This window comes from Vibrio cidicii (assembly GCF_009665415.1).
GTDB lineage: Bacteria > Pseudomonadota > Gammaproteobacteria > Enterobacterales > Vibrionaceae > Vibrio > Vibrio cidicii.
In genome coordinates, this window is record NZ_CP035922.1 from 844,391 (window position 1) to 866,764 (window position 22,374).

The window sequence follows — 22,374 nt, forward strand, 5'->3', positions numbered from 1 at the left end:
TTTCCATCCTCTTATAGATTCAATTTGCTGAGATCGAGATGAGTTTCGATCGCGTCGGCAATACGATTGATCGCCTCTTCTTTTTGCTGTGCAAAATTGCGCGCTTCGATTTGGGCTCCATTTGCCCACTGGCAAAGCAAGCTTAATGCAGCCTCACTATCGAATAGGCCGTGCAGATAACTGCCCATTACTTGGCCACAAATGCTCAAAGCGCCCTCACTCTGCCCGTTTTCCAACACAATGGGTTGGGTCTCCCGAACGTTCGTGCGCCCGACATGGATTTCATAGCCACTCACTGTAACCAAATTACCGTCAAGAGATAATTGCCCTTTGGTGTTAGTCAAACATTTTTCGTCAGTGAGAATTGTATCCACATTGAGTAATCCTAAGCCAGCACTGACTCCCGGTGCTCCCTCGACGCCCAGAGGATCAGCAATCGATTCGCCGAGCATCTGATAACCCCCGCAGATACCTAATACTTTTCCACCTAAACGTAGATGCCGTAGAATGTCTCTGTCCCAGCCTTGCTCACGCAGATAAGCCAGATCGTCGCGAACTGACTTGGATCCGGGCAGAATAATCAAATCAGCCCTATCTAGCCTTTCGCCTTTACCAACGTATCTCAAATCAATATCAGGATTAAGGCGTAGGACGTCAAAGTCAGTGTGATTGCTGATTCGAGTAAACACAGGGACCGCCACTTTCAACTTGATTTGCTGGCCAAGCTGCTGCTGCGAGGTTATTGCATCTTCCGCTTCAAGGTTTAGGCCATGCAAATAAGGCAAGACGCCAATGACAGGTTTGCCGGTTTTTTCTTCCAACCAGTCTAGGCCTGATTCCAACAGTTTGATATCACCTCTAAATCGGTTAATCACAAAACCTTTTACCCGCGCTTGTTCAGACGGAGAAAGCAAAGCCAAAGTACCGTAGAGATGGGCGAACACGCCACCTCGGTCAATGTCCGCAACAATAATAACCGGCACATCCGCCGCTTCGGCAAAGCCCATATTGGCGATGTCATTTTCTCTTAGGTTAATTTCTGCCGGACTGCCCGCCCCCTCGATCATAATTGCTTGATATGCCTCTTTCAGCTTAGAAAACGAATCCAGTACGGTGTCCATCGCCACTTTTTTGTAGTTATGAAATCCGTAGGCATCCATGTTGGTGATGGCTTTTCCCTGCAAAATAATCTGTGCCCCAGTATCGCTACTGGGTTTAATCAAGACTGGGTTCATATGCACACTTGGTTCTATGTTGCACGCCATCGCTTGAACCGCCTGTGCTCGACCGATCTCTCCACCCTCTTTGGTCACCGCGCTATTAAGCGCCATGTTCTGTGGCTTGAAAGGGCTAACTTTTACCCCTTTACGCGCAAGGACGCGGCATAGTCCTGCCACGAGAACGCTCTTTCCCGCATCCGATGTGGTGCCCTGAACCATAAGGGTTGTTACTGTCGATTTCATGCTATCGCTACTAAATGATGAGAGGTTGATTATCTTACCTTTTTTGCCGTAAAGGGGAAATGAATCGAACATGAATGGCTTTCTCAGATGTGGTTCAAATGAACTTTGTTTTAATCCATTACGTACTTGAACCACACAGGAATCGTAAAATGAAAAAAGCATTTTTTACCACCGCAGCAGCCATGACCTTAGTATCCAGCATCGCGGTCGCCAAAGACTATCAGCACACTACTGGCATTCAATTTAATGGCCCAGTTGAAATCAGTAAAGTGGCAGATTTACTCCAAGAAACCAGTATGTTTAGCGAAAAAAATGTGGTGGTGGAAGGTAAGTTCATCAAGCAGTTAAACAATGACACGTTTCTCTTTTCAGATGGCAGCGCGGAGGTACAAGTCGAGCTTGATGATAAGGTGCATTTGACTACGCCGATCAATGAAACCACACAACTAAGATTATTTGGCGAGTATGAAGGTGGCAAAATACCAGAAATCGAGGTGGATCAAATCGTTATACTCTAAGCCACACAGTCAGCGTATTTAAATTCTCGCCCAAATGCTGGTATGCTACTGATTTTCATCGCCTATACTTATTTGGCCTGCTAATTGCAGGCTATTTTTGTCATAATGGATCGTTATTTTTTTGGCTTCGGAGATCACATGCTAAGTAGAGCTCTCAAAACGGCAATGTTGGGTGTATGTACTTTGCTCCCAGTTGCAGCAAGTGCAAACAATTTTAATTACAACATGTTTGAGGTGCGCATGGGTTCGAGCCCCGGAACGTTCGGGGCGGAATTTAATACCTACTTCACTGAAAATACACACATTGTCGCGCGATTTGACAGTGAATTTAGCGGTGACTGGGATCTCGCGGGGGGGATTGGATTTAACGGGCCAATGGGGCAGTTTGCCGATATTTACGGCCAAATGCTTTTGCACAACGTGAAATCAGATTCCAGCGATACCATTGGTGATGAGTGGAAGACCGAAATTAATATAGGCAGCCGTATCTGGTTGATGGAGAACATTGAAGTTCATGGCCGTGTTGGACAACTTATTTCTAATGATGAAACGGCCTCCATCATTGGTATCGGCGCAAGATTCCACTCAACACAGCAGCTTTCGATAGGCGCCGATATTCGTAACAACGGCATTTACGGCCACCAAATCTTGATGTCAGTGCGATTCCATTTCTGATTGGAGCATTAAAACGAAGGGACCGTATTGGTCCCTTTTGTTATTTATTTTGCGGTTTATCCTGAACATATTTGCGGGAGACATCAACAATGGCCACATCTTTGAAAAAGCTACGTCCGAGTAGCATTGGGTATCTAAGATGCGTTCTGTCTGTTAAGGTAAACTCCGTCTTCTCTTTGAGATCGCCGATTTGAATCCAAGCTAAAACGACCGGACGGCGCTGCGTTCCCTCTACACTCGATTGACGAATTTTAACCCAGCGCTCCACAGGCAGAGCAATCTCTTTACTCTGAATACCGTCATGTTCGATTTTGAACTTAACCCAATCTTTGCCGTCACGCTCAAAATCGACGATATCAACGGCGCTAATGGATGAAGTGGTTGCTCCAGTATCAACACGTGAACGAAATGCTTCTTCTAACCCAGGCACATAAACCCACTCTTTTTCACCGAGAATCAGCTTACCATCTGAGGTTTTTTTTGCCTTTAACTCAATAACGGGTTGTTCCGTTTCGATGGGTTCAGGCTGTTTTACTGCCTGTTCAGTGGTTTGTTCTTTGTTGACTTCTGGCTTATTTTCAACCTGTTCCTCTTGTGCGGGGGCTGTAACACACGCGCTCAGACCGCCACAAAGTAGCAAGGGTAAAATAAGTTTACAATTCTTCATCCAATCACCTGGTTTAACGTTGTGAGACTTTAACTATCGCATCAGCTACGTAAGGAATGTCCTTTTCTGTCAGGCCAGCGATATTGATTCGCCCGTCTCCCACCCCATAAATTCCATATTCTTCACGCAACGTTCCCATTTGCTCTGGTGAAAAGCCTAGCACAGTAAACATCCCCTTGTGGCTTTCAATAAAGTCGAATTGTGACGTATTGTGCTGATTTCTCAATTCATTACACAAGGTTTGACGAAGGTTTAACAAACGTTGCTGCATTTCACGCAGTTCTTGCTTCCACAATGTGGTTAATGCTTGATCTTGCAGCACCGTTTTTACCAGAGCGGCGCCGTGATCTGGCGGCATAGTGTATGTCGCGCGAGCCAAGGTCATGAGTTTTCCCTTGGCATTTTGTGCTGCCAATGCGCTCTGACCAACGACAATTGCCGCACCAGTACGCTCACGATATAAACCAAAGTTCTTCGAACATGAGGTGGTGATGAGCATCTCTTCGACTTGATTGGCCATGTATTGTAGACCTTTCGCATCTTCTTCCAGACCATCTCCAAAACCTTGATAGGCAATATCGACAAACGGCGTAAAACCATTTTTCACGGCCAGTTCGGTAATCGCTTGCCAAGCGGAAAAGTCAATATCGGCACCTGTCGGGTTGTGACAACAACCGTGTAGCAGTACGACATCATTCACACCAGCACCAGCCAAGTCTTGCAGCATGAGTTCGGTATCCACCTGCTTAGTCAGAGGACTGAAGTAGCGGTAATACTTCACCTTTAGACCCGCCGCTTCCATCACTGGCTTATGATTGACATAACTTGGGTTCGAAATCCAAACCGTGGTGTCTGGCTGAGCCACTTTCATCAAATCGCCCAACATGCGCAGCGCACCACTTGCCCCCGGAGTCTGGATTGCGGCCACGCGATCCAAGACCGATGTGCCTTTTAGCAATAGGTCCACCATCGATTGGTTGAACTCTTCACAGCCCGCGAGGCCTACATAAGATTTGGTTTTTTGTGTGTCAGCGACGATATGCTGCGCCTGAGAGACTGCACGCATGATGGGCGTTTCGCCTTGGCTATTTTTGTAAACACCAATTCCAAGGTCCACTTTTTCGCGACGAGGATCGTTACGAAAAGCGACGGTTAATGAAAGAATTGGATCTAAAGCTGGTGTTGGTAATTGAGAAAACATGAAAGTCACAACCCTTTGAAATTCAAGTGATGGAAGTCATCCAGATAGGAAGATAAAACTTAACATCAAAGGATTGTGAAGACGAAGCAAATTTTTACCTTGCCAATCAATTCAGTGAAAAAAACCAAAGCAGGCAACATTTGATTAACATAGAAGGCTCGAATAGCGCATTATGCTAGTACAACCGTTGTTTCACAGAGTAAAGGTATGAATGATTTGATTCGCACTGCCTCGCCATTTCAGGCTGGGGTCTGCTTTGTCTTGCTCAAACTTACCGTCAATTAGGGTATCTATATAACCAAGTACTTCGCGTTGCGCGGTATCGAGTTCATCTAGGCAGTAACCTGTCCACAACCAGATATCTTTGCCTTGACACTCCGCTCGAACACGCTTTACCAAATGCAACACATCGGCCACGTTGGCAGGATGAAGTGGATCGCCGCCTGATAGCGATAACCCACGGCGAGGTATCCGCTTATCATTGAGATCAGCGATGATTCTATCCTCCGCCTCTTGGGTAAAAGGCGTTCCAGAATCTAAACGCTGCGTGGATTGATTGTAGCAACCTCGGCACTGATGGACACAGCCCGAAACAAACAGTGTGCAGCGAGTTCCCGGTCCATTTACGACATCCACCGGGTAATATTGGTGATAGTTCATCACTTACCTTCTCAAAGGGCAGAGCCAACTCATGTAAAGTTGACTCCTTATCTTTTTTACAACTAGAGATGTTTCACTCGACGAATCACTTCTTCCTGCTTGCCGAAGTTGAACGGCCGTGCGTCTGGACTACCTAAATAGCCACACACCCGGCGAGTCACGGACACTTTTGAGGAATCATGGTTACCACATTTCGGGCAGGTGAACCCTTTGCTGGTGCAGTCAAATTCTCCGTTGTAACCACACTCATAGCACTCGTCGATAGGGGTGTTGGTGCCGTAGTAAGGCACGCGGGTGTAGCTGTAATCCCAGACGTTTTCCAGCGCTTCGATGTTGTTTTGCATGTTTGGAAATTCGCCATAGCAGATAAACCCACCGCTGGAAATTTCCGGATAAGGCATTTCGAAATCGATCTTATCGTAAGGGTTGACCTTTTTCTCCACATCCAAATGAAAGCTATTGGTGTAGTAACCTTTGTCGGTCACGCCCGCAATCACGCCAAACTCTTTGGTGTCAATTCGGCAGAAACGGCTGCACAGATTTTCACTTGGCGTGCCATAGAGGCTAAATCCGTAACCAGTCTCCTCTGTCCACAGATCTACGGCCGCTTTCATGCGTTTGACAATCTCTAGCGCCTTGTCTCGTAGACTTGCATCATCATAAACGTGCGTACCATCGCGATACAGCGCGTTAATGGTTTCATGGATACCGATGTAACCAAGAGAAATGGACGCTCGGCCATGTTTGAATATGTCGGCGATCGCTTGGTCTGCCTTCAAACGCACACCACACGCCCCTTCCATGTAAAGAATCGGTGCAACGCGCGCTTTAACATTCTCTAAACGGCTAATACGTGTTTCTAAAGCGCGACGGGCTAGCTTCAGTTTCTCATCCAGCAATTGATAAAAACGCTGCTCATCACCAGCGGCTTTGAGTGCAATACGTGGCAAGTTGAGGCTCACCACACCGAGATTGTTACGCCCTTCATGGATCAGTTCGCCATTTTCTTCGTAAGTGCTTAAAAAGCTGCGGCATCCCATCGGTGTTTTGAAAGAACCGGTCACTTCAACCACTTTGTCGTAGTTAAGGATATCCGGGTACATACGCTTAGAAGCACATTCTAATGCCAGCTGTTTGATGTCGTAATTAGGATCTGCTGGTTTATGGTTGAGGCCATCTTTGATAGCAAAGACCAATTTAGGAAAAACGGCAGTTTTGCGATTTTTGCCCAGACCCGCGATACGGTTTTTCAAAATTGATCGCTGGATAAGTTTCGATGCCCAACTGGTGCCAAGACCAAAACCAAAAGTGACAAACGGCGTTTGCCCATTCGCGGTATGTAGGGTGTTCACTTCATATTCCAATGATTGAAATGCGTCATAACACTCTTTCTCGGTACGAGCACGTGCAAAACCTTCTGGGTCATAGATATCCCATTCACGCGCGATGTCGAAGTGCTTCTCATAGCTCGCCATCACATAGGGCTCAAGCACTTCATCAATGCGATTAATTGTCGTTCCGCCGTAAATATGGCTGGCAACCTGAGCAATGATTTGCGCGGTAACGGCGGTCGCGGTGGAAATCGACTTTGGCGTGTCAATTTCTGCGTTCCCCATTTTAAAACCGTGTGTCAGCATTCCCTTCAGATCTATCAACATGCAGTTAAACATAGGGAAAAAAGGCGCATAGTCTAGATCGTGGTAGTGAATATCGCCCTCATCGTGTGCCTGTACGACATCTCTTGGCAAAATATGCGTTTTGGCATAGTGCTTGGCAACAATACCTGCGAGCAAATCACGCTGAGTTGGGATGACTTTACCGTCTTTGTTGGCGTTTTCATTGATAAGATCAACATTGCTCTCTTCAATCAATCCTTCGATTTCTCGCGTCAGCGTACTCTGTTTTTCGCGCGCAATATCACGATCATGACGGTACTCAATGTATGCTCGGGCAAGTGATTTGTAAGGGCCTTGCATCAGTTCATTTTCAACTAAGGTCTGGATTTCGTGAATGTGAACTTCATCGTGATCTTTTAGCTGCAATTCAACCGCTAAAGCAACGTTAAGGGCATAAATGGCGATTTCTTTATCCACATGCTCGGCAGCCGCTTCTACCGCAGCTTGAATACGATCGCGGCTAAATGGAGCCCTAGAGCCATCACGCTTGATTACGATTGGTTTCACTTTCTTCTCCTTACCCTTAGCATACTCACAGAGTTATCCACAAACACACTATATAGGGTTATTTTTTATCCGACTGGCACTATATGTTGTGGCGTATTTAACGAAAAGCCGTCGCCCTCGGTATTGATTTTGATCAACAAAAATGGGGTATGGATTAAGATCAAATCGATCTTGTCGGCAGCGATCTCAGTTAGGAAGAAAAGCGTGAAAATTGCAAAAATGTGCTCTTTTCTGCTTGAAATTTTTTGAGCTCTTGTAGGATAAAGGCTTGCCGAATGACTTGGGAATAATTGGTGATGAAGAGACGACTCTGTGTACTTTTTTTGATTTGTTTAGGATTGCTATGGTCTGCTTTAGCCAAGGCCGCAGGTACAGTGCATATTGCCACCTGGAATATGCAGTGGCTTAGCAGCGTGCCAAGCAAGCAGATAGTTGAAAGCCAACGCCAAACAGAGGATGTGGCGAAAATGGCATTCTATTTCCAGCAAACCCAAGCCGATATTCTGGCTTTCCAAGAGGTCAACGACATCAAGGCGATACAGCAAATCGTCGGTACCAATTACCATGTGCGACTTTCAGATCGCGCTAGCCCTCCCTTTCGCCGCCATCAGTTTGATGACATCAACCAATACACGGGCTTCGCGATCAAAAAGGGTATTTCCTTTAAAGATCCACAAGACATTGCTTTAGATACTCAGGCCAACAGCAAACTGCGCTTCGCCTCTTATGTCATTGTTAAGCAGGCGCCTTATGCGGATATTCACTTATTGAACGTGCATCTGAAAGCGAGTTGCAGTGGTGCATTTAAAGCAACGGAGGCTTGCCAAACACTCAAACGACAAGGCAAACAATTGGCAAAGTGGATAAAAGAGAGAGAAGCGCAAAAACAGCCCTATGTGATTTTAGGTGACTTCAATCACAACCTCGCCTATGCAGGTGATTGGCTTTATGAAATTTTGGCTCAATCTGGACAGTTTCGCTTGGCGTCTCAGCGCAGTGAAGCGTTATGTCAGGTGCGCTCGAAAAAGCAGCCGAGCAAAACTCACCGTTTTCGCTCTTTGATCGATCACATACTCGTCAGCCATTCCCTGTCGGCGTCTGAAGCCAAACAGACGCGCTTTGACAGCCTTGATGTAGTGCGTTTCCAACTGAGTGACCATTGCCCGTTGAGCAGCACTCTCACTCTGAACCTGCCAAAATAGACGAGGCCCTTTTGGGCCTCGCTAGTTAGTCGACATTGCCAAATTTTAATGGCCAAAGCGTTTGCGCATAAAGGTGAAATAAAGCACCGGAATAACAACCAACGTCAGGATGGTTGAAACGAAGATGCCGAAGATCAGGCTTATCGCTAAACCGTTGAAAATAGGGTCATCTAGGATAAATACGGCCCCAATCATGGCAGCCAGCGCGGTCAACATAATCGGTTTTGCCCGAACGGCGGCAGACTGAATCACCGCTTCAGCAAACTCAACGCCTTGCTCAACTTGCTGGTTAATAAAATCCACCAGCAAAATGGAGTTACGCACAATAATCCCGGCAAGGGCTATCATGCCGATCATCGATGTCGCGGTAAACTGCGCGCCCAGCAATGCATGACCGGGCATAACACCGATAATCGTCAGCGGGATCGGCGCCATGATGATCAGCGGTACCAAATAGGATTTAAATTGCGCGACCACCAACAAGTAGATCAACACCATTCCGACGGCATAGGCAATTCCCATATCACGGAACGTTTCATAAGTAATGGTCCATTCACCATCCCACATGATTGAGATGCCTTGCAGCCCATCTGGCTGGTGGATGTAGTACTGATCGAGCGTCATCGCTTGGTCAAGCTCGCCAGAAAGATTAAACATGCCGTAGAGCGGGCTATCGATCTCTCCTGTCATATCAGCCACGACCATCACCATAGGAACAAGGTTTTTATGCACGATGTAGTCTTCCATCTGACTCTGCGTGATCGAAACCAATTCCGTTAGTGGATAGTGGTTGCCATTTTGACTGCTTACTTTAAGGTTCAACAGCTGTTCAAGACGCACTTTTGCTCCTTCCTGCGCTTGAATCATGACAGGCACAGGATACTTGCTGTGTTCCGTATGTAGATACGTGATCGGTTTGCCACCAACCGTCGTCGCCAACGCATCGACAATCTCACTGTACGGCACCATTAAGCGAGCGGCCTTGCTGCGATCGATCTTCACTTGCCATTTCTGATGGATTTCAGGCAGATACATGTCCACGTCGACAATATCTTCACTGTGTCTAAAAATGTCTCGCACTTGGCGAGCGGCTTGAGCTCGCAGCTCTGGTGTTGGTGCGTAAACTTCAGCCAGAATTGGGGACCACACTGGCGGCCCAGGCGGCACTTCAACGACTTTCACTTTTCCGCCAAACTGGCTGGCGATTTGGTTTAGCACTGGACGCACTGCACTGGCTATCTCGTGGCTGTCGCGATCCCGCTTACGGCGATCCAGCAGATTGACTTGAATATCGCCTTGGTTAGCTTGGTTGCGCTGGAAATAGTGGCGCACTAGGCCGTTAAAGTTGATGGGCGCGGCATTACCAACATAAATTTGGTAGTTCTCTACTTCCGGCACTTTGGCAAGCTCTTCTCCTAACTCAAACAGTACGCGTTGCGTGCGTTCAAGAGAGGCGCCTTCAGGCATATCCAATACCACCTGAAACTCAGATTTATTGTCAAAAGGCAGCATTTTCAATACCACAGCTTGCATAGCTGGCAGGGCAACAGAACCGGCGATCAAACCTAAAACACCCAGCAAGAGGAGAAGTCGATTTCTCGCTTGTTTCTCGGCCGTAATAAAAGGAGCCATGAGTTTGTGGAAAATCGAATCCGCTTGATGCTCATTTTCATGCTTGCCCGCTTTAAGCATTTTCCCTGCCAGCCAAGGGGAAACCACGAAAGCAACCGCAAGGGAGATTAACATCCCCATTGAGGCGTTGATTGGAATTGGGCTCATGTACGGCCCCATTAAGCCAGAGACGAAAGCCATCGGCAGCAGCGCCGCTATTACTGTCAAGGTGGCTAGAATGGTCGGCCCCCCGACTTCATCAACGGCAACCGGGATCAACTCCGACAGTTTCTTTTTGCCCATCGACATGTGGCGGTGAATGTTCTCCACCACCACAATGGCATCGTCCACGAGGATACCAATCGAGAAGATCAGCGCAAACAGAGAGACGCGGTTTAAGGTAAAGCCCCATGCCCAAGAGGCAAACAAGGTGATCATCAATGTCACAATAATGGCGATACCTACGACCAAAGATTCTCGCCAGCCCATGGTCAGCAGCACCAGTAACACGACGGCCGTGGTGGCAAACGCCAGTTTACCGATTAAGGTATTGCTTTTATCTGCAGCGGTTTTGCCATAGTCACGGGTGATAGCCACATCAATATCGGCGGGAATGAGCTGATTTTTCAGCACATCAATGCGAGCCTCCACCGCTTTGGCGACGTTCACCGCATTCTCCCCACTCTTTTTGGCAATCGCCAAAGTCACGGCAGGCGACAGGGTATTCTTATCACTGGTCCAAACGTTGTGTTTGGGGGTATCGACACCCAGAGCGATCTCTGCGATGTCTTCAAAGTAGACGGGCGAGCCATTTTGTACACCAACCACGAGCTGCTTGACTTGATCAACTTGGGTTAAGAACTCGCCAATCTGGAGTGGCAACTGCTGATTGTCATGAGTCAGGCTAAGTGTGGTGGAACGTTGATTGGCAGAAGGAAGCGCTTGATTGAGTTGGCTGATAGTCACACCATAAGCATTCATTTTGACCGGATCGAGCCTAACATCAACGATAGTGGCATGCGCACCCACCGTGTATATGTCACGTGTGCCATCAATGCGTTTTAGCTCGGTTTCTAGCCCGTGCGCAATTTGAGTTAGCTGCTGCCCAGAATAGTGACCTTCTTTGTCTGATAAGGTAATAGTGACAATGGGGACATCTTCAATACCACGCGGTTTGATGATAGGTTCTCCAACTCCAACGCCTTGCGGCATCCAGTCTTTGTTGGAATAGAGTTTGTTGTAGATCCGTACCACAGCATCGCTTCGCGTCACGCCAACCTCAAAGATCGCCACGATCATCGCACCGTCTGGCTGAGAGAAAGAGTAAATTTTGTCAATGCCTTGGATTTCAGAGATAACCTGTTCTGCCGGTGTGGTCACTAAGCTGGCGACTTCCTGCGGAGACGCACCGGGAAACGGGATATAGACATCGGCAAAAGTGACATCAATCTGGGGCTCCTCTTCTTTTGGGGTAACCACGACAGCGAAGATTCCCATCAACAAGCCAACTAAGGCCAGCAATGGGGTCATTGCTGAGTTTTGAAAGGCCGCAGCAATGCGACCCGAAATACCGAGTCGTTGAGTCATATTATTCACCTTTCACTTTGAGCAAATTGCTTACCACACGATCGCCAATTTCAAGCCCAGACAACACTTCATAGCTGTCTTCAAACTCTTGCCCTAAACGTACTGGGTTTAGAATTGCCTCATCATCTTTAGTGAGTCGGTAAACGACGCTTAATTCAGCGCGACGCATGACGGCCGTTTTGGGGACCAGAAGGAGCTCCCTCTTCCCATAGACAAAACGCGTTTTCACCCAAGCACCTGGGGTAAAGCCAAGTTGCTTTTCCGGTAAGTTGAGTCGGATGGTATGGCTATGAGAACTCGGTTCTGCGTAACGGAAAAGATTGTAGGCGGTTGGAGTGACTTTATCACCACTGCCGTTATCAATAGTAAACTGCGCTTCATTGTTTACCAGCGAGTAATAGTGCTGCGGGATCTCACTTTCTACTCTGAGCTCGTCCATAGAAAAACCACTCAACAACGGCGTGCCCGGGGCCACGGTTTCCCCCAGTTCGACATAACGCTTGGTCACCACACCATCATAAGGTGCCGTCACGCTGGTGTAACCGAGAGACTCTTTCGCCTGAGCTACCGATGCCTCCGCCGATTTCACTGCGGCAGCAGCGCTGCGAGAACGCGTTTCTGCTGCATCCATCTGATCTTGGGAAATCGCCCCTTTCGGCATCAATTGGCGAAAACGCTTTACTTGTGCCTGCGCTTCTTTATTTTGTGCAACTGCGCTTGCCAATTGCGCCTTGGCCGCATCTAGCGCGGCCGATTGCTGTACTGCGCTAATTTCCAATAGCACACTACCTTGCTTAACGTAATCATTCACATCCACATTAAGGGCGACCACGGTACCTGACGTTTGCGCGGCGACAGTACCTTGATTGACAGGCTGAACCACACCATCCAACACGATGGCCTGATCGACTTTAGTCAGCTGCGCAGTATAGACTTCCGCCATTACCGAGCTGTTCGTTGTGAGCAAAAGTGCGGCTGCCAACGCAGATTTTTTCAACCATTGCATAATCAAATCTCCCTGATTGTTTCTGTTACTCTAGCCGAGCTAGGCCAGCTCTGTTTTGACTTGACGCTCATTTCTAATACAGATCAGCAAGTTAGTTGTGCCTAAGCCGACCATCATTGCCGCAAAAAAGATCCAGATTTGGGGATTGCCCAATCCAAGACTCGCTACGGCAGGTCCGGGGCAGATGCCCGCCAATCCCCAACCAACACCAAACAGTGCCGCACCAGAAATCAGCCTTGCATCCACTCTCTTTTGTGTCGATAAGCAAAAACTTGGCGCGTTAACTGGCTTGCTCTGCTGACGCACAATGAAAAAGTAACCGGGCATAAACACCGTGAGTGCTCCGCCCATCACAAACATCAAACTTGGGTCCCATTGCCCAGCCACATCAAGAAAGCCAATCACTTTAGCGGGATCAATCATCCCAGAAATAGCCATCCCCAAACCAAAAAGAAGTCCTGCGACTAGCGAAGTAAATCGAAATAGAAAGTTGTTCATTGAGTTACGCCTTAGGAAATTAGATCAAATGAAGTCTGATAAACACCGTCACCGCAGCGACTGACATAAACACACCTGTCGCCACCATCGATCGTGTTGATAAACGGCCAATACCACAAATACCATGGCCACTCGTGCATCCATTTCCTAACCGTGTGCCAACCCCCACGACTAAACCCGCTAATGCCAACATGACTGAGGAACCGCCTAGAGACGAAGCGGCGGGCAAATGCGCCATGCCGAAAGTCACGGCAGCCACACCTCCGGCGATCATGCCGACAACAAACATTAAACGCCAAGCAAAGTCGCGTGATTTGGGGGTTAATAACCCGGTCAAAATCCCACTGATGCCGGCAACTTTCCCATTAAGCACTAGCATTATTAGTGCTGATAGACCAAGTAAAACGCCTCCTGCTAACGATTCCCAAGGAATGATAAACGCCATATAAGCCTCTTAATTATGACAAAAAACATACTGTAAATTACTGATTAACTGTGCAACACGCACATCTGCCAAAGAGTAGAAAACCTGTTGTGACTCTTTTCGCGCTTTGACTAAACCGTGCTTTCTCAACAAAGTGAGATGTTGTGAGAACGCAGACTGACTCAATGTTGAGCTCTGTTGCAATTGACCCACGCCAACTTCACCGCTCGTTAACTGGCACAGCACCATTAAACGTTCAGGATGAGCCATCACCTTAAGCAATTCAGAAACCTCATGTGCACTACCGCGCATTTGCTCTAGATTAATTGAATCTTCACGATGCATAGCCACCTCCTAAGTACATGATTTAGAGTTTACTGAATTAACAAATTTAGTCAATTCTAATTTAGCCTAACTGAAATTAGATTAATTTTTATTAGACATATCTAATATTAGGGTTTAGAGTAACACCATTAAACACGTGGAGGTGACATCATGACGGTAGATAACGGAGTTCGTATCATTGCAGGCAGCATGGTTTTATTATCGCTCTTGCTCACAACCTATGTGCATACTAATTTTGTATGGTTAACCGTATTTGTCGGCGTCAACTTAATCCAAAGTGCATTCACTGGATTTTGTCCGGCCGCCCTATTTCTCAAAAAACTTGGCTTTAAATGACGATGTGGCCGCAATAGCTATGTGAACGCACTGCTATTGTGTGCCGTCAAAATAATGAGGTTTTATTACATGACAAAAATCGTGATCATTGGTGGTGTCGCAGGTGGCGCCTCAGCAGCAGCTCGTGCACGCCGTCTCAGTGAAGACGCGCATATCATCATGTTTGAGCGCGGCGAATTTGTCTCATTTGCCAACTGTGGTTTACCTTACCACATTGGTGGTGACATCACTGATCGCAGTAAATTACTGTTGCAAACACCAGAGAGCTTTTTAGCCCGCTTTAATGTCGATGTGCGAGTGATGAATGAAGTTCTTTCCATCAATCGCGAAGAAAAAACCATCAGCGTGAAAAGTTTACTCGACGGCTCTGAGTATCAAGAAAGCTACGACTTTCTCTTACTCAGCCCTGGGGCTGGTCCTGTCGTTCCACCTATCCCGGGCATAGACAACCCGCTGACCCACTCACTGCGTAATATTCCAGATATGGATCGCATCATCAAAACCATTCAGATGAACAAACCAGAACACGCGACCGTAATTGGCGGCGGATTCATCGGTCTGGAGATGATGGAAGCGTTTCATCAATTGGGAATAGAAACCACATTGATTGAGATGGCCGATCAAGTGATGACACCGGTTGACAAAGAGATGGCAGGTTTCGTTCATGCCGAAATCCGACAAAAGGGCATCGACTTACGCTTGGGCGTGGCACTAGAAGCGGTTGAGTATCACCCGACAGAGCACATTGTCAGTGTCGAGTCTGGTGAAAACGAAGCGCATCGCCATATGCAAGGTGAGCTGACGCTTTCACTCAATAACGGTGAAACTTTGCGTACCGATGTGTTGATTATGGCGATTGGGGTGCGCCCAGAAACCAAACTTGCACGCGAGGCCGAACTTGAGATCGGTGAGCTTGGTGGTATTCGCACCAACGAATTTATGCAAACCAGTGATCCGTTTATCTATGCAGTCGGCGACGCGGTTGAAGAGCAAGATTTTGTCACAGGCAAACAAACCTTGGTTCCCCTAGCTGGCCCAGCCAACCGTCAAGGCCGTATGGCGGCGGACAACATGCTTGGTCGCAGCGAGCGTTATCAAGGCACTCAAGGAACCGCGATTTGTAAGGTTTTTGATTTAGCCGTAGCGTCAACAGGCAAAAATGAGAAACAGCTAAAACGCGACGGTGTCACTTATGAAAAAGTGTACGTGCACACCGCTAGCCATGCGAGCTACTATCCCGGTGCAGAGATAGTCTCATTTAAGCTGCTATTTGACCCACAAACAGGCAAAATTTTCGGCGCGCAAGCCGTTGGTAAAGATGGCGTAGATAAACGGATTGACGTGATGGCGGTCGCTCAGCGTGCGGGCATGACAGTGCTCGATCTCCAACACTTAGAGCTGACCTATGCTCCTCCATTCGGCAGTGCCAAAGACGTGATTAACCAAGCAGCGTTTGTTGCGGCAAATATCATGAAAGGGGATTCGACAGCCATTCATTTCGACCAGTTAGCAGAACTGAATGAGCAGCAACTCCTGCTGGATGTTAGAAATCCGAGCGAACGTGACAACGGCAATCACTTGCCTGGCGACGTAAACATTCCCGTTGACCAACTGCGCCAGCGTATGCACGAGCTGCCAAAAGACAAAGAGATCATCATCTATTGTCAGGTCGGTCTGCGTGGTAACGTCGCGTATCGTCAACTGGTCAACAACGGTTTTAAAGCCCGCAACCTGATTGGTGGCTACCGTACTTACTTATTTGCTCAGCAGTAAAAACTAGATTCGCGCTACAACGCCAACAAAAACGAGGGAGCCTAAGGCTCCCTCGTTTTTTAATCATTGTTTTTCAATCATAGTTTTAGCTTCGTGATTCTCGGCTGTGACAAAGCTCAATCGCATTTTTTAGCAGCTCAAGAGCGCTTTGATCACATGGTGGAAGTGCAGCATCGCTTTGAGCGATAGGGTCAACACGCTCACCCCATTTGATCAACCCTGCGCCCCAGGTTAGGCCTGCGCCAAACGCAGCGAGCAAAATGTTGTCGCCCGCTTTAATATGGCCCTGCTCTACCGCCTCACACAGCGCGATCGGCACCGTGGCCGCCGAGGTGTTGCCATATTTATCAATGTTAATGAACGCTTTTTTCTGTTCAATCCCCGCGAGATCACACAAAGTCTGGATAATACGGATATTCGCTTGATGCGGAATCACCACGTCAATATCGTCTTTATGCATTTCGGCCGCAGCTAATACGTGTGCAGCAGCGCTGCTCATGCCCTTCACTGCACGTTTGAAGATCTCTTTACCAACGAAGTTGAACGACCAAAAGCCGTTATCTGCGGCGAAACGATCCATGGAAGTGCCAAATTTCGGCACAGAGAGAATGTCGCGCCCATTAGCATCACAGCCGATTTTCGCACTTTGCAGACCAACCGCGTGCTCCGTTCTTGATAAAACCACCGCGCCCGCACCGTCGCCAAACAGCACAGCGGTGTCGCGCATCGCCCAATCGATATAGAAAGAGAGCCGCTCTGCGCCAATAATGAGTGCGTGACGATAAGCGCCAGATTGAATTAAACGTGTGCCCGTTTCTAGCCCATAAACAAAACCCGTACAAGCGGCGTTCAAGTCAAACGCTGCTGCCGCTTCGATACCCAAATTTCTTTGAACCAACGAAGCAATATTAGGGATAAGCGAGTCTGGTGAACAGGTAGCAACAATAATCAGATCAATATCCGCAGCGTCAAGCCCAGCACGCGCAAGCGCATGGCGAGCCGCAACGGTGGCCAATTCCGAGGTGTTTACATGGCTGATACGACGATTGGCGATCCCGGTGCGGGTGCGAATCCATTCGTCCGACGTTTCAAGAAACGTACTCAGATCATCATTTGACAAGGTAGCGGGAGGCAGGCATTTTCCCCAACCCGTAATTTCGGCGTAATAATTTGTCATCTTAGACCTATTTATTGTTGTTTTTAAATTAAGTAGATTAAGCAAGTATACGCTTTCTAAGGTTGTCTGGTAAGTCCAGTTTAAAACCTCGTCGACGAGCTTGATGTCGTAATGACTCTTTTATCGTCTGTTGTATGAAAATCACTAAGAAGGAATGAAAAACATGTCGACCTTCCATTCACGCTGCCCAGCTTGCGGCGGCCTAAACCGTTTACCCGCGGAGCGTGTTTCTGAGCAACCTAGCTGCGGTAAATGCAAAACAGCGCTGCTTGATGGCGCACCGATTGAAGGAACCGCAGAAAACTTTAACGCAATTTTAAACAGTGACCTTCCTGTGGTGGTCGACTTTTGGGCACCTTGGTGCAACCCTTGTGTTGGTTTTGCGCCTATCTTTGCCGACGTGGCGCATGAGCGCAAACATCAGGTACGCTTTGTGAAAATCGATACAGAAGCCCAACAGGCGCTCGCCGCTCAGTTTCAAATCCGCAGCATTCCAACCATCATGGTATTTAAAAAAGGACAACGGGTTGATATGCTCAATGGCGCCTTACCCAAAAGCCAGTTTGATCAATGGCTAAATCAAGCCATCAAAAAATAATTGACTAATCCGGGTAATCTTGACCCGGATTTATTCTACTCAAAAGCACCCAATCGCCGATTTTTGACCATATGCTCGAGAATCATATTTTCATGTCGTATCGACAAATATTTGTAATTTTACTCACATAAGATTTCGCCGCATAGTCGCGCCAACAAACTATGAACCTCTCTTCTTATCTGGAGAATCTGACTTTGGCCGACACCCGCGAAACCACACTTCCTTCATCTATTTTCGTCCCTATTTTAGCGCTGACGCTTTACTCAGTTGCGTCCGGCTACCTGATGAGTCTGATCCCGTTGGTGACGGAGCAATACCAACTGCCCGTCTCTTTGGCCAGTTGGTTAGCCAGTGCGTTTTATTCCGGTCTGTTATTGGGCTCGATGTTTTTTGAGCCTGTGGTACAACGCATCGGCCACAAAAATGCCTTTATTTTGTGCTTGCTGGTCTTTATTGCAAGCATCGTGACGTTGCCTTTGCTGCCCAATAGCCACATCTGGCTGAGTGCACGTTTTGTCGCCGGCATTGCAGTCGCAGGTGTGTTTGTGGTGGTTGAGTCTTGGCTATTGGATGGTGATGAGCACTCTCGAGCCAAGCGGCTTAGCTTTTACATGATTTCACTCTACGGCGGCACTGCGTTTGGTCAAATTGGGATCAGCACCTTCGGTATTTCGGGTTCTACGCCGTTTATCTTGATTTGTGCCACGTTAATCATTGCGGTCTTGTCACTGGTTTGCTTTCGTACATCGCAGCCAGACAGCCACTCGGCTGAGAGCCTGTCGCTCAAGCAGATTGCTCGTCTTAATCACACGGCGATTATCGGTTGCATTGTTTCAGGGCTGACGCTTGGCGCGATCTATGGCTTGATGCCGCTTGAGCTAGCCAACCGTAATGTTGAGCAAAGCAGTATCGGCAGTTTGATGGCACTAGTGATTTTAGGCGGCATGGTGGTGCAGCCTACCGTGACGGCGTTGGGTAAATGGACAGGCAAATCTTTGCTGATGGCGTTTTACTGTTTGGCGGGTGTTTTCGCCATCGGCATGACGTTCGTCTCCGACTCCTTACCTGTGTTAGCGATGGCGCTATTTTTGCTGGGTATGGCTATCTTTGCTCTCTATCCGATCGCCATTACATTGGGTTGTGAACAGCTCGACAGTAAGTTTATCGTCTCAGCCACTCAGGTCATGCTCTTTAGTTATAGCGTAGGCTCGGTGATTGGCCCCGTTTTAGCAGGTGAATTTATGCACAAACCCCATGGTCTGCTAGGTTATCTGTTTGCCATGTTGGTACCAACCACAATCTATATGTTGCTCGCGGCAGTAAAAACGCGCAAAAGCGTTGCAATTCCTTAGCATTAAGCCCCGACTGCGGGGCTTAATTGTCTGTCAGGTTTTTGCGATAACGGGTCGGCGAAACACCAAAATATTTTTTAAATCGGTGGGTAAAATTGTACGGGTCTCGATAGCCGAGCCGGTGCGAGATCATGCTAATGGTCCACTCTTTGTAACGTAGTAAATCCGCCGCTTTATCCATACGTAGTTGGATCAGTTTGCTGCGCGGCGTAACACCAAATAGCTGTTTCGTCAGGCGGTTAAACTGCTCTTCGCTGATGTAACAATGCGCGGCCATTTCTGCCACACTCCAAGGCAAATGCAACTGACTTTCCACTTCGTTGAACAACGCCTGAACACGCGAAAGTGAGCCGGAAACCCCGGGCTCGACCGTGGAAAGCAGACGCACCACTTCACTGATCAACATGCGGCGAAAACTGCCTCTTCCACCGATTTCAGCATAGAGCAAGCACATCAGCGACCACACCTGTTCTGTTTCTCGAAAATTCACCACGCATTGCCCCATTTGGGCAATGTGCTGCCATTTTTCACTTGGCTGTGGTAACAGCCAGATCATTTCCCAAAATTTGCTGTTTGGATCGAGTTCAAAACGAAACGGGGTATGCGCAGGAAGAATGGTTAATGAGTACGGTGGAATTGCGCTTACCTTCTCTTTGGTGATCAATACGCCAGCGCCAGCCATTGTAAACAGCAAAGTATGTACCGCCACCCCATAGCGCTCAACCGAATAACCTTGCTTGAGTTTTGCGATGCCCGCCATAAAAATGTCCGCAGCGCGCCATTCCGGGATCTCCGTTAAGGTGAGAAATCGCTCCTTGCACTCCGGTGCAAGGTAGACCTCGTCGACCCATTCGTTTTTTGGCACAAATTGCTCAATGACGGTTTTGCACAGGTTTTCCGAATTTTCAAACATGTTCACCTTAAGCGTTCCCCTTTATAGTTCCGCTCCAAACCAAGGAGCAAACATGAACCAACAACATATCAAAGATTTGCCGAGCAATCCTTTACCTGGCGGGCTATTAAAGACCATTGCCAAGCTCGGATTTCCCGTTGCAATACAAAGCGCTCTGGTGGCAATTTTAGCGTTGGCGGACGTTCTAATGGTAAGCGACTTTGGTAAAGAAGCAACCGCCGCTGTGGGAATTGCCTCAAAATGGCACTTTGTTGCGATCATGATCATGGCTGGGCTCGCTTCGGCAAACGGCACCCTAGTGGCACAATATTGGGGTAAGCAAGACCCCCGCAGCGCCAAAACGGTTTCGATGATTGCCATGAGCTTTGGTCTCAAAGTACTTTTGCCAGTGACGCTTTTGATCACGCTCGGCTCACACTTGATCATGATGCTGCAAACCAGTGACCAACGAGTTATTGAACTCGGCTCGGTGTACTTGTGGTATGCGTTTCCCGTGCTGTTGCTGACCCACATCGTGATCGTTATTGAGGCAAGCATGCGCTCATCAGGTGACACCGTCACACCTCTGGCAATGGGGGCTGTGACTATCGTGATTAACATCACGCTGAACTATTGGTTGATCAAAGGCGGCTTAGGCGTCCCTGCAATGGGAGTGGCTGGTGCAGCACTAGCGACGACTATCTCTCGTGCAGTGCAAGTCGGATTAATGCTTGGTTTCATGCAATGGAAATCGCATTGGTTGCTGACGACCCACGCATCGCCTGAACGCCCTTCACTGTGGCTTTCCTACCGCCGATTGGCACTGCCAACCACGCTGGGCGCGGTTTTGTGGGCGATTGGTACCATGGTTTATCAAATGATTTTCGGCCACATGGGCACCACAGAATTGGCGGTGTTTAGTATGCTTGGCCCATTTGAGTCGCTCTGCTATGCGATTTTCTTTGGTCTTTCTGTCGCGTGTTCGGTCTTGATTGGTCAAGCACTCGGCCGAGATGAGTTTGAGAAAGCGCAGGCCATGGCCGCCTACTTTATTAAAGTCGTTTTTTTGGTTGGTATTTCTGTCGGCGCTCTGATGCTCGCGAATCGTGAACTGATCTTATCCGCACTTAACTTGGCAAGCGAGGAACTGCATCCATTGGCTGCGCCAGCGGTGATGATCCTTTGCTGTGGCATCTGGATAAGAATGCTCAACATGATCATCATCAACGGCATTATTCGCGCAGGAGGTGACAACATTTTCTGCCTACGGATGGACTTTATCGCCATGTGGATGACGGGCTTGCCCTTGTGTGCAATGGCCGCTTTTATTGCTGGCTGGGAATTTAAATACGTTTATGCGCTAATGCTGGCTGAAGAAGTGGTGAAATTGGCGCTGTGCTATCGCCGCTACACGCAGAAGTACTGGATTAAGAATCTCACTGTGGTGACGGTTTCTTAGCCATTCTTTGATGACGATTAGAACTCTCCGGTGCTGGTTTTCCGGGCACCGGTTTTCTCTCACTCCACAGATGACGAATCGCCAGAATCGGATGAGCGATCAGCATCCTTGGTCCACCATAACGCATCACATCGCGCATCTGCGCTTTCGGCTCCGGCTTGTAACAATGGATCGGGCAGCGATTACACGCCGGTTTTGCTTGCCCGTATGGACACCGGTCTAAGCGGGTTTCAGCATAATCCAACAAAGCCTGACACGATTGGCACAAAACACGCTCACTTTGATGATGCGCCTGACAGTACATCGCGACCATATAGGAGACGGTCTTAAATTCAGTGGCAAGTGAGCCTGTTAATAAAAGCGAGGGCGAAGGTGGCTGTTTCATCTTTGTGGTCAATGTCATTTCTTGTGATGAGCCACTATACCCAAAAAACGCAACGGCGCTTTTAGCTAAATCAAAGTCACTTGTACTTTTGTGAGCAAATGATTATCCTGCGCCACCTCAACCGGGAGTCAACCAATGAACCGCAAAAAGAAAATTAATCAAATCTATAACGCCAGAATGAAGAAGCAGAATGCAAAGCTGCACAAGAGCAATAAGCCGCGTTATATCTCCAAAGCAGACAGAGCCAAAATGGAAGCTGAACAAGCGCTGGAAAATCTGCCTCAAGTAGAATCCGTAGAGTCTCAGACGGACGTACAAAGCGACTCACAATAAGAAAACCGCTCAGTTGAGCGGTTTTCTGT

General features: G+C 48.0%; 22 protein-coding genes. 9 read left to right on the forward strand and 13 right to left on the reverse strand.

Features of this window, described 5'->3' with window-relative positions; all coding sequences use genetic code 11:
- Positions 1-11 precede the first annotated feature (11 nt).
- Positions 12-1,463: a cobyric acid synthase gene (locus EWA64_RS19295; RefSeq protein ID WP_061894681.1), complete on the reverse strand. Its 1,452-nt coding sequence runs from the start codon at positions 1,461-1,463 to the stop codon at positions 12-14.
- Between the two features lie 149 nt (positions 1,464-1,612).
- Between EWA64_RS19295 and EWA64_RS19300 the strand changes: the two genes are divergently transcribed.
- Together EWA64_RS19300 and EWA64_RS19305 are read left to right on the forward strand one after the other, a co-directional pair.
- Positions 1,613-1,981 carry a YgiW/YdeI family stress tolerance OB fold protein gene (locus EWA64_RS19300; RefSeq protein ID WP_061894680.1) on the forward strand — a complete coding sequence of 123 codons (369 nt, stop codon included), beginning with the start codon at positions 1,613-1,615 and terminating at the stop codon, positions 1,979-1,981.
- 138 nt (positions 1,982-2,119) lie between these two features.
- A complete protein-coding gene (locus EWA64_RS19305) occupies positions 2,120-2,656 on the forward strand; it encodes a hypothetical protein (RefSeq protein ID WP_061894679.1) in 537 nt (178 codons plus the stop codon).
- 40 nt (positions 2,657-2,696) lie between these two features.
- On the opposite strand, the gene EWA64_RS19310 is transcribed toward EWA64_RS19305, so the two are convergent.
- From EWA64_RS19310 to nrdD, 4 genes are all read right to left on the reverse strand, one after another.
- On the reverse strand, positions 2,697-3,323 hold the full coding sequence (locus EWA64_RS19310; RefSeq protein ID WP_061894588.1) for an ATP-dependent zinc protease family protein: 627 nt from the start codon (positions 3,321-3,323) through the stop codon (positions 2,697-2,699).
- Positions 3,324-3,336: 13 nt separating this feature from the next.
- The gene (locus tag EWA64_RS19315) at positions 3,337-4,524 is read right to left on the reverse strand and encodes an amino acid aminotransferase (RefSeq protein ID WP_061894587.1); all 1,188 of its coding nucleotides are present in this window, start codon (positions 4,522-4,524) and stop codon (positions 3,337-3,339) included.
- Between the two features lie 192 nt (positions 4,525-4,716).
- Positions 4,717-5,184 (reverse strand): anaerobic ribonucleoside-triphosphate reductase-activating protein, encoded by a 468-nt coding sequence (nrdG, locus tag EWA64_RS19320; protein ID WP_061894586.1) that lies wholly within the window; start codon positions 5,182-5,184, stop codon positions 4,717-4,719.
- A 62-nt stretch (positions 5,185-5,246) separates the two neighbouring features.
- Complete coding sequence (gene nrdD / locus EWA64_RS19325; protein ID WP_061894585.1) at positions 5,247-7,367, reverse strand: anaerobic ribonucleoside-triphosphate reductase; 2,121 nt, start codon at positions 7,365-7,367, stop codon at positions 5,247-5,249.
- Positions 7,368-7,741: 374 nt separating this feature from the next.
- Here nrdD and EWA64_RS19330 point away from each other — a divergent pair, with 374 nt between their 5' ends.
- A complete protein-coding gene (locus tag EWA64_RS19330) occupies positions 7,742-8,569 on the forward strand; it encodes an endonuclease/exonuclease/phosphatase family protein (RefSeq protein ID WP_244881471.1) in 828 nt (275 codons plus the stop codon).
- 45 nt (positions 8,570-8,614) lie between these two features.
- Here EWA64_RS19330 and EWA64_RS19335 read toward each other — a convergent pair whose 3' ends face one another.
- Genes EWA64_RS19335 through EWA64_RS19355 form a run of 5 tightly spaced genes read right to left on the reverse strand, consistent with a single transcriptional unit; the run spans position 8,615 to position 14,040 of the window.
- Positions 8,615-11,767, reverse strand: coding sequence for an efflux RND transporter permease subunit (locus EWA64_RS19335; RefSeq protein WP_061894583.1), 3,153 nt, complete (start codon positions 11,765-11,767; stop codon positions 8,615-8,617).
- Position 11,768: 1 nt separating this feature from the next.
- The gene (locus EWA64_RS19340) at positions 11,769-12,773 is read right to left on the reverse strand and encodes an efflux RND transporter periplasmic adaptor subunit (RefSeq protein ID WP_061894582.1); all 1,005 of its coding nucleotides are present in this window, start codon (positions 12,771-12,773) and stop codon (positions 11,769-11,771) included.
- Positions 12,774-12,812: 39 nt separating this feature from the next.
- Positions 12,813-13,271 (reverse strand): YeeE/YedE family protein, encoded by a 459-nt coding sequence (locus EWA64_RS19345; protein WP_061894581.1) that lies wholly within the window; start codon positions 13,269-13,271, stop codon positions 12,813-12,815.
- 19 nt (positions 13,272-13,290) lie between these two features.
- Positions 13,291-13,716 (reverse strand): YeeE/YedE family protein, encoded by a 426-nt coding sequence (locus tag EWA64_RS19350; RefSeq protein ID WP_061894580.1) that lies wholly within the window; start codon positions 13,714-13,716, stop codon positions 13,291-13,293.
- Positions 13,717-13,725: 9 nt separating this feature from the next.
- Complete coding sequence (locus EWA64_RS19355; RefSeq protein WP_061894579.1) at positions 13,726-14,040, reverse strand: ArsR/SmtB family transcription factor; 315 nt, start codon at positions 14,038-14,040, stop codon at positions 13,726-13,728.
- A 150-nt stretch (positions 14,041-14,190) separates the two neighbouring features.
- Between EWA64_RS19355 and EWA64_RS19360 the strand changes: the two genes are divergently transcribed.
- A complete protein-coding gene (locus tag EWA64_RS19360) occupies positions 14,191-14,376 on the forward strand; it encodes a YgaP family membrane protein (protein ID WP_039427445.1) in 186 nt (61 codons plus the stop codon).
- Between the two features lie 69 nt (positions 14,377-14,445).
- Positions 14,446-16,149 carry an FAD-dependent oxidoreductase gene (locus EWA64_RS19365; protein WP_061894578.1) on the forward strand — a complete coding sequence of 568 codons (1,704 nt, stop codon included), beginning with the start codon at positions 14,446-14,448 and terminating at the stop codon, positions 16,147-16,149.
- An 85-nt stretch (positions 16,150-16,234) separates the two neighbouring features.
- Here EWA64_RS19365 and EWA64_RS19370 read toward each other — a convergent pair whose 3' ends face one another.
- Positions 16,235-17,326: a ketoacyl-ACP synthase III gene (locus EWA64_RS19370; RefSeq protein WP_061894577.1), complete on the reverse strand. Its 1,092-nt coding sequence runs from the start codon at positions 17,324-17,326 to the stop codon at positions 16,235-16,237.
- Positions 17,327-17,489: 163 nt separating this feature from the next.
- Between EWA64_RS19370 and trxC the strand changes: the two genes are divergently transcribed.
- Together trxC and EWA64_RS19380 are read left to right on the forward strand one after the other, a co-directional pair.
- Positions 17,490-17,924 carry a thioredoxin TrxC gene (gene trxC / locus EWA64_RS19375; RefSeq protein ID WP_061894576.1) on the forward strand — a complete coding sequence of 145 codons (435 nt, stop codon included), beginning with the start codon at positions 17,490-17,492 and terminating at the stop codon, positions 17,922-17,924.
- A gap of 161 nt (positions 17,925-18,085) precedes the next feature.
- Complete coding sequence (locus tag EWA64_RS19380; RefSeq protein ID WP_082796662.1) at positions 18,086-19,276, forward strand: MFS transporter; 1,191 nt, start codon at positions 18,086-18,088, stop codon at positions 19,274-19,276.
- A 22-nt stretch (positions 19,277-19,298) separates the two neighbouring features.
- On the opposite strand, the gene EWA64_RS19385 is transcribed toward EWA64_RS19380, so the two are convergent.
- Positions 19,299-20,189 (reverse strand): AraC family transcriptional regulator, encoded by an 891-nt coding sequence (locus EWA64_RS19385; RefSeq protein WP_061894575.1) that lies wholly within the window; start codon positions 20,187-20,189, stop codon positions 19,299-19,301.
- Between the two features lie 52 nt (positions 20,190-20,241).
- Between EWA64_RS19385 and EWA64_RS19390 the strand changes: the two genes are divergently transcribed.
- A complete protein-coding gene (locus EWA64_RS19390) occupies positions 20,242-21,627 on the forward strand; it encodes an MATE family efflux transporter (protein WP_061894574.1) in 1,386 nt (461 codons plus the stop codon).
- Here EWA64_RS19390 and EWA64_RS19395 read toward each other — a convergent pair.
- Positions 21,605-22,012 carry a nitrous oxide-stimulated promoter family protein gene (locus EWA64_RS19395; protein ID WP_082796661.1) on the reverse strand — a complete coding sequence of 136 codons (408 nt, stop codon included), beginning with the start codon at positions 22,010-22,012 and terminating at the stop codon, positions 21,605-21,607. The two genes, EWA64_RS19390 and EWA64_RS19395, sit on opposite strands and share 23 nt — an antisense overlap.
- A gap of 135 nt (positions 22,013-22,147) precedes the next feature.
- Here EWA64_RS19395 and EWA64_RS19400 point away from each other — a divergent pair, with 135 nt between their 5' ends.
- Positions 22,148-22,345 carry a DUF2986 domain-containing protein gene (locus EWA64_RS19400; RefSeq protein WP_061894573.1) on the forward strand — a complete coding sequence of 66 codons (198 nt, stop codon included), beginning with the start codon at positions 22,148-22,150 and terminating at the stop codon, positions 22,343-22,345.
- Positions 22,346-22,374: the final 29 nt, after the last annotated feature.

What these genes read in the sequence shown, in the direction of transcription:
- EWA64_RS19295 (WP_061894681.1), bottom strand. Translation starts at nt 1,463, where the DNA reads ATGAAATCGACAGTAACAACCCTTATGGTTCAGGGCACCACATCGGAT.
- EWA64_RS19380 (WP_082796662.1), top strand. Translation starts at nt 18,086, where the DNA reads ATGAACCTCTCTTCTTATCTGGAGAATCTGACTTTGGCCGACACCCGC.
- trxC (WP_061894576.1), top strand. Translation starts at nt 17,490, where the DNA reads ATGTCGACCTTCCATTCACGCTGCCCAGCTTGCGGCGGCCTAAACCGT.
- EWA64_RS19355 (WP_061894579.1), bottom strand. Translation starts at nt 14,040, where the DNA reads ATGCATCGTGAAGATTCAATTAATCTAGAGCAAATGCGCGGTAGTGCA.
- EWA64_RS19385 (WP_061894575.1), bottom strand. Translation starts at nt 20,189, where the DNA reads ATGTTTGAAAATTCGGAAAACCTGTGCAAAACCGTCATTGAGCAATTT.
- EWA64_RS19315 (WP_061894587.1), bottom strand. Translation starts at nt 4,524, where the DNA reads ATGTTTTCTCAATTACCAACACCAGCTTTAGATCCAATTCTTTCATTA.
- nrdG (WP_061894586.1), bottom strand. Translation starts at nt 5,184, where the DNA reads ATGAACTATCACCAATATTACCCGGTGGATGTCGTAAATGGACCGGGA.
- EWA64_RS19305 (WP_061894679.1), top strand. Translation starts at nt 2,120, where the DNA reads ATGCTAAGTAGAGCTCTCAAAACGGCAATGTTGGGTGTATGTACTTTG.
- EWA64_RS19340 (WP_061894582.1), bottom strand. Translation starts at nt 12,773, where the DNA reads ATGCAATGGTTGAAAAAATCTGCGTTGGCAGCCGCACTTTTGCTCACA.
- EWA64_RS19365 (WP_061894578.1), top strand. Translation starts at nt 14,446, where the DNA reads ATGACAAAAATCGTGATCATTGGTGGTGTCGCAGGTGGCGCCTCAGCA.
- EWA64_RS19390 (WP_061894574.1), top strand. Translation starts at nt 20,242, where the DNA reads ATGAACCAACAACATATCAAAGATTTGCCGAGCAATCCTTTACCTGGC.
- EWA64_RS19310 (WP_061894588.1), bottom strand. Translation starts at nt 3,323, where the DNA reads ATGAAGAATTGTAAACTTATTTTACCCTTGCTACTTTGTGGCGGTCTG.
- EWA64_RS19335 (WP_061894583.1), bottom strand. Translation starts at nt 11,767, where the DNA reads ATGACTCAACGACTCGGTATTTCGGGTCGCATTGCTGCGGCCTTTCAA.
- EWA64_RS19300 (WP_061894680.1), top strand. Translation starts at nt 1,613, where the DNA reads ATGAAAAAAGCATTTTTTACCACCGCAGCAGCCATGACCTTAGTATCC.
- EWA64_RS19395 (WP_082796661.1), bottom strand. Translation starts at nt 22,012, where the DNA reads ATGAAACAGCCACCTTCGCCCTCGCTTTTATTAACAGGCTCACTTGCC.
- EWA64_RS19345 (WP_061894581.1), bottom strand. Translation starts at nt 13,271, where the DNA reads ATGAACAACTTTCTATTTCGATTTACTTCGCTAGTCGCAGGACTTCTT.
- EWA64_RS19400 (WP_061894573.1), top strand. Translation starts at nt 22,148, where the DNA reads ATGAACCGCAAAAAGAAAATTAATCAAATCTATAACGCCAGAATGAAG.
- EWA64_RS19370 (WP_061894577.1), bottom strand. Translation starts at nt 17,326, where the DNA reads ATGACAAATTATTACGCCGAAATTACGGGTTGGGGAAAATGCCTGCCT.
- EWA64_RS19360 (WP_039427445.1), top strand. Translation starts at nt 14,191, where the DNA reads ATGACGGTAGATAACGGAGTTCGTATCATTGCAGGCAGCATGGTTTTA.
- EWA64_RS19350 (WP_061894580.1), bottom strand. Translation starts at nt 13,716, where the DNA reads ATGGCGTTTATCATTCCTTGGGAATCGTTAGCAGGAGGCGTTTTACTT.